The following is a 15,053-nucleotide window of genomic DNA, read 5'->3' as shown; positions in this document are numbered from 1 at the left end:
GATGCTTTAGTAATTAGCTAGCCAAGAAAAATAAAAAAATCGCATAAAAAGCTTGCATCTTTTAAAAAAGAATGATATTATTATAAAGGTTTTGAAATAAAACTGACCTAAGACAGCAGGGGAGCGCGACTCATAAACATCCTGCCGAGGCACAAAACGTAACGAATAAAATGTAACGTATTGTACTTTCGTGTCTAGGTTTAGGTGCGATTTTTTTGTGCCTAGCCCAAAAAATAAAAACGGAGGTAAAACTACTAATGAGTGAAGCAATTATTGCTAAAAAAGCTGAACAAGTCTCAGTTGTTGCTGAGAAAATGAAAGCTGCAGCATCTATCGTAGTTGTCGATTCACGTGGACTTACGGTTGATCAAGATACTGTACTTCGTCGTAATCTTCGTGAAAGCGATGTTGAGTTTAAAGTGATTAAAAACTCAATTTTGTCACGTGCTGCTGAAGAAGCTGGACTTTCAGAACTTAAAGAACTTTTTGTTGGACCATCTGCTGTAGCCTTTTCTAACGAAGATGTTATCGCCCCAGCTAAAGTTATCAGCGAATTCGCTAAAGACGCAGAAGCTCTTGAGATTAAAGGTGGTGTTGTTGATGGTTCATTCACATCTGTGGAAGAAATCAACGCTCTTGCATCACTTCCAAACAAAGAGGGTATGCTATCTATGCTCCTTTCTGTTCTTCAAGCGCCAGTTCGCAACGTTGCATACGCTGTCAAAGCTGTTGCAGAAAAAGACGAAGACGGTGCTGCATAAGCATCTCTTCGCAACTCGTAGCCTAAGGTTACAAACATTTTATATTATATCATCTATACTTGGAGGAAATTACAATGGCATTGAACATTGAAAACATTATTGCTGAAATTAAAGAAGCTACTATCCTTGAGCTTAACGACCTTGTAAAAGCTATCGAAGAAGAATTTGGTGTAACTGCAGCTGCTCCTGTAGCTGCAGCTGCAGCAGGTGCTGCTGATGCAGGTGCTGCTAAAGATTCATTCGACGTAGAATTGACAGCTGCTGGTGACAAAAAAGTTGGCGTTATCAAAGTTGTTCGTGAAATCACGGGTGAAGGTCTTAAAGAAGCTAAAGCTATCGTTGACGGTGCACCATCAGTTATTAAAGAAGGTGCTTCAGAAGCAGAAGCTAACGAAATCAAAGAAAAACTTGAAGCAGCAGGTGCTTCAGTTACTCTTAAATAATAGAGCGACTACAAAAGTAGCTTAGAAACATGATTAAACCGCTATTCTCAAGAGTAGCGGTTTTTTCTTTATGTGACTTTTCGCTATGAGGGTGAGCATCGTTGGTTATACCAAAAAACTCCAAACGCGATACAATAAAGGTGTTCAAGCCTAATGTAAAGCGAAAGGAGCAAAATATGGCACAAAAGGCACATAGTTTATCACACACAAAGTGGATGTGTAAATACCACATTGTGTTTACATCTAAGTATAGACGAAAAGTAATCTATAATCAACATCGAAGCAGTCTAGGCAAAATCTTTCGACGTTTATGTAGTTATAAAGGAGCCGAAATAATAGAAGGACATTTAATGCCAGATCATGTTCATAAGCTAGTTAGTATTCTCCCAAGAATCAGCGATTCAAGTTTCATGGGGTACTTAAAAGGTAAGAGTGCTCTGATGATGTTTAACAAACACTGAAAAGGCAACCCTTTTCAAGAAATGCTGGATAGTCGAGAGTTTGAACAGCAAGTTAAACAAGATATGCTAGAAGCCCAACAGGCAGGGGTACAAGGTGCTCCATTCTTTGTTATTAATAATAAATATGGAATTTCAGGAGCACAACCCTATGACTATATGGTAGCTGTGCTAAAACAAATCCAAAAAGAAGGATGACAAAATGAAACAATTTAAATTAGATTTGTTTGAAGGTAATCTTGATCAAGATCTTGATTTGGTTTGTGGAGTAGATGGTTGCCAGTTTTATTTAAAAGCACTTGATAGTTCTGACGTAGCTACTGAAGATCATAAAACTCACTCTAGGCGCGATGAGAGTAAGGTGGATGATGATTGATTAATGGAGTGATTTTCGTATTTTCCTATTTTGCATGTTAATTAATCATAGATAGGGGTCACAAATCCTCTGTTTTCAAAGGTTATGTGCGATTTTCACCATTGATTGTACCCTTTATCGTTTGGGTTAAATTTAGCAATTAATCGAGAGAGAGTTGTATGAATTAAAAGAATTATCAAAAAACTTTTTAAAACAGCTTGACAAGTTATTGTTATCATACTATACTTGTAACCAATCATAAACAAGGGAGAATAAGAAATGCTTTTAACTCAGTTATCTACTAGTAACCAAAATACTTTCTTTAACTTTAGTTTCTTTAGATAGCCGTTTGTGTCTCTTAGGTACAAGCGGTGCGCAAGTTTGTATCTATGAGGCTAAAGCATTTCGTTTTGACTTGGCTGATTAGATGAATATCTAACTGGTCAAGGGAGAACTTTTGATAAGTGGCTTTTGGATTAAAGTCAGTGTAAACCAGTTAGAATCTTTCTAGCTGGTTTTTTGTTTATGACGGTAACTTTTTAGATTTTTAGGGTGGTAATCCTAAATCCTAATAGCAGATACAAATGATTTGGAGGATTTTAAAATGAAAAAAATATGGAAAATAGTTGCTACGCTTGGAGCTGCGACACTTTTGTTGGCAGCCTGTTCTCAATCAGGAGGCAAGAATGCTACAAAAGAAATGCCAAAAGTTGGGATTTTACAGTATGTCGAGCATGAGTCCCTTACAGCAGCACGCAAGGGATTTGAGAAAGGATTGGCAAAAGCAGGTTACAAGGAGGGCAAAAACATCACTATTTCTTATGAAAATGCCCAAGGGGATCAAGCCAATCTGCAATCTATTTCTGAAAAATTGGTTTCTGATAACGACTTGGTTCTTGGCATTGCTACACCAGCTGCTCAGTCTTTGGTGGCAACATCTTCAGATACGCCCATCCTATTTACTGCAGTAACAGATCCAGTCTCTGCTAAATTAGTCAAGAGTATGAAGGATCCAGCCGGCATGGCAACGGGTACTAGCGATATGTCACCAATTGATAAACAAGTGCAATTGGTCAAGGAAGTCCTTCCAGATGCTAAAAAAGTTGGTATCATGTATACCACAAGTGAACGTAATTCAGAAGTTCAAGTGAAGCAAGCTGAAAAACTATTTAAAAAAGCAGGAATCAAGGTCATCTCAAAAGGGATTTCCTCAACTAATGATGTGCAGGATACGGCTAAAAGTCTGATGAAAGATGTCGATGTCATTTTCGTACCAACGGACAATACCATTGCTAGTGCTATAACACTCTTAAGTGACTTATCGAAAGAAACCAAGGTACCTGTTGTTGGTGGATCCGCTGACATGGTTGAAGGAGGTGTGCTTTTCTCATACGGGCCAGATTACGAAAAATTGGGCGAACAGACAGCTAAATTGGCGGTTAAAGTGATTGAGGGAAAAGATGTTGCTAAGATTTCTGCGGAATACCCAGAGGCGTTAACTGTAGCGGCTAATGACGATATGGCAAAAGCGTTGGACATTGACGTTTCAGGCATCAAAAAAGAAAAATAAGGAAACTTGTTCAGGTTTTGTGAAAAAATGGGGACAGTTCCAACAGAAAAAGACCGATTGTTGAGAAAATATCAAAGCTACTGTGGCTAGTTATCCGTGAGAAAGTATAATATTTTTGAATTATTCAGAAAAAATAACTTGACAAAGTCATTTCTTTAAGATAAACTTAGAACCATCATAAAACAAGGAGAAAGAAATATGTTACGACAAACGTCTGCCATTATGGCTCAAGCAAACTCATATTATTACTTTAGTTTCTTTAGATAGGCGTTTGTACCTTGTAGATACAAACGTTGCTAGTTTGTATCTATGAGGCTAAAGCATTTTTCGATTGTCGATAGCCGATTAGATGATATCAGTCTAAGCGGCTATTTTTAGGATTTAATGCATGCACCTAAAGAAAGCCGGTTGGACTATAGTCTAATCGGCTTTTTTGTTTATGATTTTCTAAAATTAACGGTTTGCTGGTAAAGGAGTTTATGATGAAAAAACGATTTAAAATGATGGTTGGTATTGTAGCGACAGGGCTTTTGTTAACAGGGTGTTCTCAGTCTTCGGACAAGGCCAATGAAGATGCTAAACATATTGGTATCTTACAATACGTCGAATTTGAAACCTTAGACGTTGCCCGTGAAGGATTTGTAGACGAGCTGGCGAAGAAAGGGTACAAAGATGGCAAGAATATTGTGATTGATTACCAAAATTCACAAGGTGATCAAGCTAACTTGCAAAGCATTTCAGAAAAATTGGTTAAAGACAGTGACTTGGTTCTAGGGATTGCTACTCCAGCAGCCCAAGCTCTAACAACGGCTTCGTCAGAAGTACCGATTACCTTTACTGCTGTGACGGATCCTCTTTCGGCTAAGCTGGTTAAAAGTATGAAAAACCCTGGAGCTAATGCAACAGGGACTACCGATATGGCACCAACTGAGGAACGCATTGCTCTTTTGAAAAAAGTAATGCCAAACTTGAAAAAAGTGGGCATCATGTACACGACTAATGAACGTAACTCAGAAGTACAAGTCAAGGAAGCTAAAAAAGTTTTTAAAAAGCAGGGCATTGAAGTGGTTACAAAGGGTATTTCATCAACCAATGATGTTCAAGATACAGCACGGTCTCTAATGAACCAAACAGAAGTGCTTTACATGCCAACGGATAACTTAATTGATAGCTCAATCACTCTTGTGACCGATTTATCTAAGGAAATGAAGATTCCGGTGTACGCGGCCAATGCAGACTTGGTTGAAAAAGGAGCGCTCTTCTCGTACGGACCAGACTTTGAAGAATTGGGTCGTCAAACGGCTCGTCAAGCCGTAAAAATCTTAGAAGGAAAAAAAGTTTCCCAAGTACCCGTGGAATCACCTGAAAATCTGACAGTTAAAGTAAATGATGAGATGGCTAAACTTTTGAAGATTGACATGTCAGCAGTTGAAGACAAAAAATAAGTATTAGAAAAAGGAAAATAAGATGTTAGATATTGTATTATCAAGTATTTCTCAAGGGCTTCTCTGGTCGATTATGGCTATTGGGGTCTTCATAACTTTCCGTATTTTGGATATTGCGGATTTGTCAGCAGAAGGTGCCTTTCCGATGGGAGCTGCGGTGACATCAGTTGGGATCCTTAATGGTTGGCATCCCATTTTAGCAACCGTTGCGGGTTTAGCTGGTGGTATGCTTGTTGGTCTGGTGGCTGGTTTCCTACATACCAAGATGAACATTCCCCCTTTGTTGACAGGGATTATCACCTTAACAGGATTATACTCAACAAACCTTCTGGTGATGGGGCGTTCAAACGTTTCACTGTCTATGCAAAAGACTTTGGTGACGATGTTCCAAGAGATGGGACTTGATAAAACTTACGCTGTCATTCTTATTGGTGTGATTTTTATTGCCTTGGTTATCTTGTCTCTCATGCTTTTATTGAATACACAGTTAGGACTTTCGCTTCGTGCGACAGGCGATAATATCGATATGGGGCAGGCTAATGGTATTAATGTTAATCAGATGAAAGTCCTTGGCTATATGATTGGAAATGGTTTGATTGCTCTCTCAGGTGCTCTTTTAGCCCAAAATAATGGCTACGCTGACCTTAATATGGGGGTAGGTACTATTATCATTGGTTTGGCATCAGTTATTTTGGCAGAAGTTATCATCAAGCACTTGTCACTTGGTAAACGCCTTATCTCTATCGTTTTGGGTTCAGTCATCTATCGTTTGATTATCGTTGTTATTTTAACGGCTAATGTCGATGCGCAAATGATCAAATTGGTATCTGCAGTTCTTCTTGCTATCATCTTATACATTCCAGAAATTCGTTCAAAACTTGGGATTAAAGCTTCAAAATCACTAACGGAGGAAAACTAACATGTCTTTACTTAGCCTACGAAATGTTCATAAAACTTTTGAAAAAGGAACGATCAATGAAAATCATGTCCTTCGTGGTTTGGATTTGGAGGTTGAAGAAGGGGATTTCATCTCGATTATCGGTGGTAATGGTGCCGGTAAGTCAACGCTTCTTAATACCATTGCAGGTGTTGTTCAAATGGATGAGGGAGATATTTCTCTCAATGGTAAATCTATCAAGAAAGATTCTGTTGCAGCTCGTTCAAAGCATATCAGCCGTGTGTTTCAGGATCCTCGTATGGGTACTGCAACCAATTTGACGATTGAAGAAAACATGGCTATTGCTTACCTTCGTGGTAAAAAGCGCAGTATTTTCAAAAAAGCTGTCACGGATAAAGAACGCCAGATTTTTAAAGAGGCTTTAAAAGAGTTAGGTCTTGGGTTAGAAAATCGAATGAAGACTGACGCAGGTTTCTTATCAGGAGGGCAACGCCAAGCGCTGACTCTTTCTATGGCAACTCTTGTTCGACCTGATATTTTACTTTTGGATGAACATATTGCGGCTCTTGACCCCAAAACGAGTGATATGGTTATGGCTTTAACCGAGAAAGTAGTTGAAGAACATGCCCTTACAACGCTTATGATTACTCATAATATGGAACATGCGATCGCGTATGGAAACCGTCTTGTTATGCTTTACCAAGGTAAAATCGTTGTGGATGTTAAGGGGAAAGAAAAGAAAAATCTTACCGTGTCACAGCTGATGGATCTTTTCCATAAAAATTCAGGTCAAATACTCAATGACGATGCGCTTGTATTAGGATAAGAGAGTTACTGAGTCTGGGATGGACAGTCATGATAACTAAAGGATCATGATAGTCTATCTCAGTCTCTTTTTGCACTAGTCGTCTCGTATATCAAACATCCTCTCACAGCTCGGCGCTTGTTTAGAAGAGAAAATGAGTAGATTGATTAAACGTTAGGTATAAGAATCCGTATTCACAATTGTGGTATACTAGAATTATAAATACGAGTTCTAACATAATAGATGGCAGATGAGAACGATAGCTTCTTTGTTCTTCCATCTGTTTTTTGTTGAACATCTTTCGAAAGCCGTTTTAGATGATCGATATAGTGATACTTTCTGGAGAGTAGGTTTCTATCCTAGCAAGTTTGTGTTTAGGGAGATGACTGTGGGTCGTTGATGTTGGTGTCTTTCCATCAGTTTTGCTAATGTTGTTAATGTTCATTAGGCATAAGGTCGTTTGAAAATGAGTTGCAAAATGTAAAATGTAACATGAAGACAAGGAGAAATAGGTAAAAAACGAAAATACACTTGAAAGTTTTTTTTGGTTAATGGAATTCTAGTACTCATCCAAAACAAAAAATAACACGATGTATTAAATAGAAAATAAGATTCCCCAGTTTAGAGCGAACGAAGTGAGCTTGAAAGGATCTTTTCGACGTAGTGGTATTATTAGTGGCAGTGCTGATATCACTAATAACGGAATTTTTGAGACTTAGACTCAAAAATTAGGAATGAAACTCCGAAGGAGGTTGCTTTTGTCCGCACTACTTAAGAAAAGATCAAAAAAAGTTATTTTTTGAAATTAACTGAGTATAAGTTATTGGTTTCGTCAAACCAATAGAAACAAGAGAAATCTTGTAAATTATCAGAAAATTTTGCTATACTAGATAAAACAATTCAAACAAGAAAAATGAGGTATGTTATGGCAGTGAAAATTGGATTACTCGGATTTGGGACAGTTGCCAGCGGTATTCCTTTTTTATTGAAGGAAAATCAGTCAAAGATTAGGGAATTAGCTGGAGAGAATATCGAAATCGAGAAAGTTTTGGTAAGATCATCTGATGATGCCGATCGTTTGATCTCCCAAGGGTATGATTATGATTTTGTAACTTCGATTGAGGATATCATCTCTGACCATTCTATTGATATTGTGGTTGAATTGATAGGTCGTATCGAGCCTGCTAAGACTTATATCAGTCAAGCGCTCAAAGCTCAGAAACATGTTGTTTCGGCTAATAAGGATTTGATTGCTATTCATGGTCAAGAGCTTATTGTCTTGGCTCAAGAAAATGAGGTCATGTTTGCCTATGAAGCTGCTGTTGCAGGAGGGATTCCCATTCTTAGGACCTTATCGGAGTCTCTGATGGCTGATAAAATCACTCGTATACTTGGTGTTCTTAATGGGACATCCAACTATATGCTCACTAAAATGGTCGAAGAAAATTGGACTTATGATGAAGCCTTAGTGAGTGCTCAAAAACTAGGTTACGCTGAAAGTGATCCGACAAATGATGTTGAAGGTATCGATGCAGCTTACAAAGTCGCCATTTTGAGCCAGTTCGGTTTTGGTATGGCTATTGATTTCGAAGCCATTGATCACAAAGGGATTAATGTCATCAAATCAGAAGATGTTAACGCGGCTAAGGAGTTAGGGTATGTTATCAAATTAGTCGGCGACCTCCAAGAGACTGACTCTGGGCTTTGGGCAGAAGTTGTTCCAACGCTTGTTCCTCTCAATCATCCCTTGGCAGCTGTCAATGATGTCATGAATGCGGTATTTGTGGAATCTGTTGGTATTGGGCAATCCATGTATTACGGTCCTGGTGCAGGTCAAAAACCGACAGCAACTTCTGTTATGGCAGATATCATACAGATTAGCCAGCACATGCTTGAAGGAAAAGTGGTCAAACCATTTAATGCTTATCAAAGATCGGTCCGGCTGGCAGAGGCAGAAGAAGTTGTTAGTGCTTATTATTTTGCGGTAGAAGCGAGCGATCAACCGGGACAACTCTCACATTTGGCGCAGCTGTTTGAAGAATATGCTATTTCCTTAGATCAAGTCTTACAAGGTAGGGCTGATCATGGCAAAGCTTTGATCACGGTCATTACTCATAATATCAACCGTAATCAGTTAGCAGATATCGTAACTGCCATCGATAGCTCAGAAGTCTTTGTCTTAGAAAATGCCTTTAAAGTTTTAGGAGAATAATATGAAGATTAGTGTTCCAGCTACTTCAGCCAATTTGGGACCGGGATTTGATTCGGTTGGACTAGCTGTTAGCTGTTATTTAAGCATCGAAGTGTTGGAAGCAAGCTCTAAGTGGGTCATCGAACATGAGCTAGTAGGAGTTCCTTGCGATGAGAATAATTTATTAATTAAGACAGCCTTAGAAATAGCGCCTGATCTACAGCCACATTGGATCAAAATGATTTCCGATATTCCTCTTGCGAGAGGTCTGGGATCGTCGTCATCTGTTATTGTGGCAGGGATTGAATTGGCCAACCAACTAGGAAAGCTCAACTTATCAGATGATGATAAATTAAATATTGCGACAAAAATAGAAGGGCATCCTGATAATGTGGCACCCGCCATTTTTGGAAACCTAGTAATAGCTTCTTACATCCATCAAGATGTGAACAAGATTGTGGCGGATGTCCCAGAAGCAGCTTTGGTGGCTTATGTACCAGCCTATGAGTTAAAAACCAGTGATTCTAGACAAGCTCTTCCACAAGAATTACCGTTTAAAGAGGCTGTTTTGGCATCTTCTGTGGCGAACATGGCAATAGCCGGTTTGTTGACTGGCGATTTAGAAATGGCAGGACGCGCTATGAGTCAGGATCGTTTCCATGAACCTTATCGTCAGAAACTAGTTCCAGAATTTGAAGAAATTCGAAAACTAGGGCAAGTCTTTGGAGCTTATGCGACCTATCTTTCAGGGGCTGGTCCGACTGTTATGACACTGCTTCCAAAAGATAAAAAAGCGGCTTTTATCTTGGCGTTAGAAAACCAGTTACCAGCTAAGGTGCTTGATTTAGAGGTGGATCGTAAAGGAGTATTTGTTGAACTCTAAAGCAAATGGGCTGAGGGATTCAACTTAACTTTTTACCAATGGTTTGTGAGAACTGCTATCTCTGTCCTGAAATCTTTGGATAAATCTTGAAGACTCTAGTTTTCTTATCGTATTTTTTAGATGATTGTTACCATGAATGCCTAAGGTGTTTTTACCTGTTTGATTTTTGGTGTTTGTTCTGATAAAAGAAACTAGCTTTTTCAGATCTGGAATTATTCTTCGCTAAAGGGCAAAAACAGCTTCTCTTGCGATGCTATGCCTTTTTAAGGAAATTTTGTCAAGTTAGCCTTAGATGTCGTCGGTTCAGATGCCAAGTCTATCTGATGGAATACTTAGTTCTATCAGACTTTTGGTTTTGAGTTATGAAGCTATCGCTTTGAGAAAGCTACTGTATTAACATTTTCTACCTAAATAAGATTAGTTTGCGGCATTAACTCGACGATGTGCTTGTTGATGGCTGTCAGTATTTTTAGAGAAAGATGCTTCTGGAGAACGTTAGCCATTTGTTTTTTATCTGAATCACTGTTCTAATCTCTTTCCTTGGACAAGGCTGATCACAAAAACGTAAATTTAATAAAAATATTAGCTTTGGGTTGGTCAAATGACCAGCTCTTTTGTTATACTTAGGTTATGATACATCAGATTGAAACAATGACTTACGAAGAGGGTCTTGCTTGGATTCATGACCAATTAAAATTTGGTATCAAACCTGGGATTGAACGCATGAAGTGGCTGCTCAATGAATTGGGTAATCCACAAGAAAAAGTTAAAGGCATTCATGTGGTTGGGACCAATGGCAAAGGGTCAACCGTTAATTATTTACAAGCAATGTTCACAGAAGCAGGCTACGAAGTAGGAACCTTTACGTCACCTTATATCATGGACTTTAGAGAGCGGATTGCCTTAAACGGAGAAATGATTTCTAAAGATGATTTATTACATCTACTTTCTAGAGTTAAACCTTTAGCAGAGCGATTACCATCGGAGACAGGCTATGAACCAGCTACCGAGTTTGAAATCATCACAACCATGATGTTTCTCTATTTCGGGCAGGTTCATCCAGTTGATATTGCTATCATTGAAGCTGGGCTTGGTGGCCTTTACGATTCTACAAATATCTTTAATCCTTTAGCAGTTATATGTACTTCAATTGGACTAGACCATCAGACTATCTTAGGTCAAACCTATGAAGAGATTGCTGCTCAAAAAGTGGGTGTTTTAAAAGATAAAGTTCCTTTCGTTTTTGCTGAAAATCGAATGGACGTGAAGACGGTATTTTACAAGAAAGCCAATGAGATGAACAGTCAGACGTTTGAGTTAGGGCGTGACTTTGAGGTTTCTGGACATAGCAGAGCTTTTAACTTTATAGGGCAAGGCTTTAAGTTAGAGAAATTAACCTTGAAAATGCGCGGACAACATCAGGTCACTAATGCTAGTTTGGCCCTTATGACGGCCTTCTTGTTGCAAGAAAAATACCCCAAACTGACGGAAGGTGTTATTCGCAATGCACTCGCCAAAGCTTCTTGGCTAGGCCGAATAGAATTATTAGAAGACAATCTAATGATTGATGGTGCCCATAATAATGAAAGTATAGCGGTATTGGTAGCATTGTTGAAAAAGGAGTTTGCTGAAAAGAACATTCACATCCTTTTTTCAGCCATTGATACCAAGCCTATTCAAGGGATGATAGAGCAGTTAGCCACTGTCGGAGAATTAACCCTTACGACTTTTAATTATCCTAATGCCGTTTCATTAGAACATTATCCCAGTGGATATCCCAAGGTGGCAAATTTTAAAGAATGGTTAAATACATACAAATCATCAGAAGAAGACCTATATGTTATCACAGGATCACTTTATTTCATCTCACAAGTGAGACAGTTTTTATTAGATAAATAAATTAGAAATTTGGGAAAAATCATGAATCAAAAAAAAGCAGAAGCAGCTGTTTATCAACTTTTAGAAGCTATTGGTGAAAATCCTAACCGTGAAGGACTTTTAGATACGCCAAAACGTGTAGCTAAAATGTACGCTGAGATGTTTTCGGGTTTGACAGAAGATCCTAAAGACCAATTCACAGCCGTCTTTTCAGAAGGGCATGAAGAGATGATTTTGGTCAAGGATATCCCCTTTTACTCCATGTGCGAGCATCATTTAGTCCCCTTCTATGGCGTGGCGCATGTGGCCTACTTGCCTAGTGATGGACGAGTGACAGGACTAAGCAAATTAGCCCGCGCTGTTGAAGTCGCCGCACATCGTCCGCAATTGCAAGAACGCCTAACGGCTCAAGTGGCTAATGCTTTGGAAGAAGCTATGAATCCTAAAGGTGTGTTTGTCATGGTTGAAGCAGAGCATATGTGTATGACCATGCGAGGCATAAAAAAACCTGGTAGTAAAACTGTTACAACTGTGGTTCGAGGCCTTTATCAAGAAGACGGAGCAGCCCGACGTGAAGTAATGGCGATGATTAAGGAGTAATGATGGTTAAAATTGGTAAATATGAACTTGCTGGTAAGGCACTGATCATGGGAATTCTCAATGTGACACCAGATTCTTTTTCAGATGGTGGCAAGTATGATAGTATTGACAAGGCACTCCAACAAGCTGAGGAAATGATTAAAGCTGGCGTTCATGTGATTGATATTGGCGGTGAATCCACTCGTCCAGGAGCATCATTTGTAACGGCAGAAGACGAAATCAATCGTGTTGTGCCTATCATCAAGGCTATTAAAGAAAAATTTGATGTTTTGATTAGCATTGATACTTATAAAACACAGACAGCCAGAGCTGCTCTTGAAGCAGGTGCTGATATTTTAAATGATGTTTGGGCTGGGCTTTATGATGGTCAGATGATGGCATTAGCAGCTGAATGGCAAGTGCCTTATATGCTCATGCATAATCAGGAAGAAGAAGGGTATGAGAATATCACGCAAGAGGTAATAGATTTCCTTAAAGAACGTGCACAAGCTGCACTAGATGCTGGAATTGCTAAAGATAACATCTGGATTGATCCAGGTTATGGCTTTGCAAAGTCAGCTCAAGATAATATTGATTTGCTTAAAGGTTTGGACCAAATTACGGCTCTAGAATACCCTGTCTTGTTTGGCATTTCCAGAAAGCGCACAGTGGTTTCTCTGCTAGATGGGGAAACGGATATGGACGAGAAAGACCAGGCGACAGCTGCCTTGTCAGCTTATGCCATTATGAAAGGGGCAAAAATCGTCCGTGTCCATAATGTGGCTGCCAATCGTGCTATTGTTAAAGTCATTAATCAACTGATATAGGAGTATGAAATGGACAAGATTGTTTTAAAAAATTGTCGTTTTTACGGTTACCATGGGGCGCTGTCCGAAGAAAATACTCTAGGGCAAATTTTCGTGGTCAACGCTACCTTGTCCCTTGACTTAGAAAAGGCCTCTTTGTCTGATGACTTAGAGGATACGGTGCATTACGGGATGGTTTTTGACTGTATCAAGCATCAAGTTGAAAATCAGCGTTATCAGCTTATCGAGCGTTTGGCGGGCGCTATTTGCCAAGATATTTTTGATCAGTTTATTCCTGTTCAGGCGATTACTCTTGAAATTACTAAAGAAAATCCACCTATTAATGGGCATTACGATGCTGTTGGTATCAGATTGGAGCGGAACAGATGACAGTTGTTTTTTTGAGTTTGGGTTCTAATATGGGAGATAAATTAGCTTACCTTAACCAAGCGATTCAAGCCTTATCAGAAATTCCACAGACGCAAGTGGTAAAAGTTTCGTCTTTCTATCAAACAGTAGCCTGGGGTAAGACTGATCAAGATGATTTTGTGAACGCAGCGGTTCAGCTTGAAACCAACTTAGAAGCCCTTGAGCTTCTTCGAGAATGCCAGCAGATTGAAAAGGATTTGGATAGAGTTCGTCACGAACATTGGGGACCGCGTACCATTGATATTGACATTTTGTTATATGGTGAAGAAACATTTAATGTTCCAGATCTAAAAGTGCCTCATCCTTACATGACTGAGCGTGCTTTTGTTCTGGTTCCCTTGGCTGAATTAACTGATAATTTGATGCTTCCAAATACTGGTAAAACAGTCTTGGAGGCCTTGTCTCAATTAAGCCATGAAGACGTTGTGAAAATTTAAAAATTTACTGTCACACCAGTTAATTTTTGGTATAATGAAGCTTGGTTATGCCAATTTTTGTATGTATGAGGGAAATGTGATGCTTAAAGAAATGGAAGAGGCTTTGTTTGGCATTGATATTCGTGTCGATGAGCCTTTGAAAAATTATACTTATACTAAGGTTGGAGGGCCGGCAGATTATCTTGCCTTCCCTCGAAATCGTTTTGAGTTGATCCGTTTGGTCAACTTTGCAAACAAGCATGATATCCCTTGGTTGGTTCTTGGAAATGCTAGTAATCTAATTGTTCGTGATGGCGGCATTCGTGGCATGGTTATCATGTTTGACCGTTTGAAAACGACAACGATTGATGGCTATGTGATGGAAGTCGAAGCTGGTGCTAATCTCAAGGAAACGACTAAAGTAGCACGTGATCATAGTTTGACAGGTTTCGAATTTGCAGCTGGTATTCCAGGGAGTGTCGGCGGTGCTGTCTTTATGAATGCTGGTGCTTATTGGGGTGAAATCGCCCATGTCCTTGTTTCAGCTCAAGTCTTAACACGTGACGGTGTCGTCAAAACACTTGACGCCAAAGACTTAACCTTTGGTTATCGCCAATCTGCACTACAAACCTCTGGTGATATTGTCATTTCGGCTAAATTTGCTTTGAAACCGGGTGATTATACTGCAATCACCCAAGAGATGAATCGTCTTAATCACCTACGTGAGTTGAAGCAACCTCTGGAATACCCATCTTGTGGTTCTGTTTTTAAACGTCCACCGGGGCATTTTGCAGGTCAATTAATTACCCAAGCTAACCTCAAGGGGCACCGTATTGGTGGTGTTGAAGTTTCTGAAAAACATGCTGGTTTCATGATCAATGTCAATAATGGGACTGCCAAAGATTATGAGGATTTGATTGCCTATGTTATTGAAACGGTTGCAAAGACATCTGGTATCACGCTAGAACGTGAAGTTCGCATCATTGGAGAATCTCTTTAATAAAAAATGTCAGCTCAGAAAGTCATCTTTCTGGGCTGATTGGTAGTTTAGACTTTTTAACTGGCTGAAAGGCTGGCTAGGTGCTTAGCTTCGTGTTTGATGCCTTTAAGGACCATTGTGACTATATGACCAAGTC

At 39.3% G+C, this 15,053-nt stretch carries 16 protein-coding genes, 1 pseudogene and 1 other annotated feature; all 17 genes and pseudogenes read left to right on the top strand.

Going from position 1 to position 15,053, the window contains the following annotated elements; all coding sequences use genetic code 11:
- Positions 1 to 88: 88 nt before the first annotated feature.
- Positions 89 to 225: a sequence feature (ribosomal protein L10 leader region), on the top strand.
- Between the two features lie 32 nt (positions 226 to 257).
- Positions 258 to 761 (top strand): 50S ribosomal protein L10, encoded by a 504-nt coding sequence (rplJ, locus tag ABP870_RS03410; protein WP_018379546.1) that lies wholly within the window; start codon positions 258 to 260, stop codon positions 759 to 761.
- A gap of 74 nt (positions 762 to 835) precedes the next feature.
- Entirely contained in the window at positions 836 to 1,204 is a 369-nt protein-coding gene (gene rplL / locus ABP870_RS03405; protein ID WP_062708119.1) for a 50S ribosomal protein L7/L12, read from the top strand.
- A 176-nt stretch (positions 1,205 to 1,380) separates the two neighbouring features.
- Positions 1,381 to 1,662 (top strand): annotated as a pseudogene (gene tnpA / locus ABP870_RS03400) (IS200/IS605 family transposase); the annotation flags it as partial.
- Positions 1,663 to 1,686: 24 nt separating this feature from the next.
- Positions 1,687 to 1,860, top strand: coding sequence for a DsbA family oxidoreductase (locus tag ABP870_RS03395; RefSeq protein ID WP_350014088.1), 174 nt, complete (start codon positions 1,687 to 1,689; stop codon positions 1,858 to 1,860).
- A 4-nt stretch (positions 1,861 to 1,864) separates the two neighbouring features.
- Positions 1,865 to 2,038, top strand: a complete 174-nt coding sequence (locus ABP870_RS03390) for a hypothetical protein (RefSeq protein WP_350014087.1) — start codon at positions 1,865 to 1,867, stop codon at positions 2,036 to 2,038.
- A 583-nt stretch (positions 2,039 to 2,621) separates the two neighbouring features.
- A complete protein-coding gene (locus tag ABP870_RS03385) occupies positions 2,622 to 3,587 on the top strand; it encodes an ABC transporter substrate-binding protein (RefSeq protein ID WP_350014086.1) in 966 nt (321 codons plus the stop codon).
- A gap of 482 nt (positions 3,588 to 4,069) precedes the next feature.
- The gene (locus tag ABP870_RS03380) at positions 4,070 to 5,032 is read left to right on the top strand and encodes an ABC transporter substrate-binding protein (RefSeq protein ID WP_350014085.1); all 963 of its coding nucleotides are present in this window, start codon (positions 4,070 to 4,072) and stop codon (positions 5,030 to 5,032) included.
- 22 nt (positions 5,033 to 5,054) lie between these two features.
- Positions 5,055 to 5,951 (top strand): ABC transporter permease, encoded by an 897-nt coding sequence (locus ABP870_RS03375; protein ID WP_350014084.1) that lies wholly within the window; start codon positions 5,055 to 5,057, stop codon positions 5,949 to 5,951.
- Between the two features lies 1 nt (position 5,952).
- Positions 5,953 to 6,756, top strand: a complete 804-nt coding sequence (locus ABP870_RS03370) for an ABC transporter ATP-binding protein (protein ID WP_350014083.1) — start codon at positions 5,953 to 5,955, stop codon at positions 6,754 to 6,756.
- A gap of 904 nt (positions 6,757 to 7,660) precedes the next feature.
- Positions 7,661 to 8,947, top strand: coding sequence for a homoserine dehydrogenase (locus tag ABP870_RS03365; RefSeq protein ID WP_350014082.1), 1,287 nt, complete (start codon positions 7,661 to 7,663; stop codon positions 8,945 to 8,947).
- Position 8,948: 1 nt separating this feature from the next.
- Entirely contained in the window at positions 8,949 to 9,809 is an 861-nt protein-coding gene (gene thrB / locus ABP870_RS03360) for a homoserine kinase (protein ID WP_350014081.1), read from the top strand.
- A 651-nt stretch (positions 9,810 to 10,460) separates the two neighbouring features.
- Positions 10,461 to 11,708 (top strand): bifunctional folylpolyglutamate synthase/dihydrofolate synthase, encoded by a 1,248-nt coding sequence (locus tag ABP870_RS03355; RefSeq protein WP_350014080.1) that lies wholly within the window; start codon positions 10,461 to 10,463, stop codon positions 11,706 to 11,708.
- Positions 11,709 to 11,726: 18 nt separating this feature from the next.
- The gene (gene folE, locus ABP870_RS03350; RefSeq protein ID WP_350014144.1) at positions 11,727 to 12,287 is read left to right on the top strand and encodes a GTP cyclohydrolase I FolE; all 561 of its coding nucleotides are present in this window, start codon (positions 11,727 to 11,729) and stop codon (positions 12,285 to 12,287) included.
- Between the two features lie 2 nt (positions 12,288 to 12,289).
- Complete coding sequence (gene folP, locus ABP870_RS03345; protein WP_350014079.1) at positions 12,290 to 13,093, top strand: dihydropteroate synthase; 804 nt, start codon at positions 12,290 to 12,292, stop codon at positions 13,091 to 13,093.
- Between the two features lie 9 nt (positions 13,094 to 13,102).
- The gene (folB, locus tag ABP870_RS03340; protein ID WP_350014078.1) at positions 13,103 to 13,462 is read left to right on the top strand and encodes a dihydroneopterin aldolase; all 360 of its coding nucleotides are present in this window, start codon (positions 13,103 to 13,105) and stop codon (positions 13,460 to 13,462) included.
- Positions 13,459 to 13,938, top strand: coding sequence for a 2-amino-4-hydroxy-6-hydroxymethyldihydropteridine diphosphokinase (gene folK, locus ABP870_RS03335; RefSeq protein WP_350014077.1), 480 nt, complete (start codon positions 13,459 to 13,461; stop codon positions 13,936 to 13,938). The genes folB and folK overlap by 4 nt, the downstream gene beginning before the upstream one ends.
- A gap of 79 nt (positions 13,939 to 14,017) precedes the next feature.
- Positions 14,018 to 14,917 carry a UDP-N-acetylmuramate dehydrogenase gene (gene murB / locus ABP870_RS03330; RefSeq protein ID WP_350014076.1) on the top strand — a complete coding sequence of 300 codons (900 nt, stop codon included), beginning with the start codon at positions 14,018 to 14,020 and terminating at the stop codon, positions 14,915 to 14,917.
- Positions 14,918 to 15,053: the final 136 nt, after the last annotated feature.

The sequence above is a fragment of the Streptococcus jiangjianxini genome, assembly GCF_040225085.1.
GTDB lineage: Bacteria > Bacillota > Bacilli > Lactobacillales > Streptococcaceae > Streptococcus > Streptococcus jiangjianxini.
The sequence above is the reverse complement of the archived record's forward strand: the minus strand, read 5'-3'. Positions and strand labels throughout refer to the sequence as shown.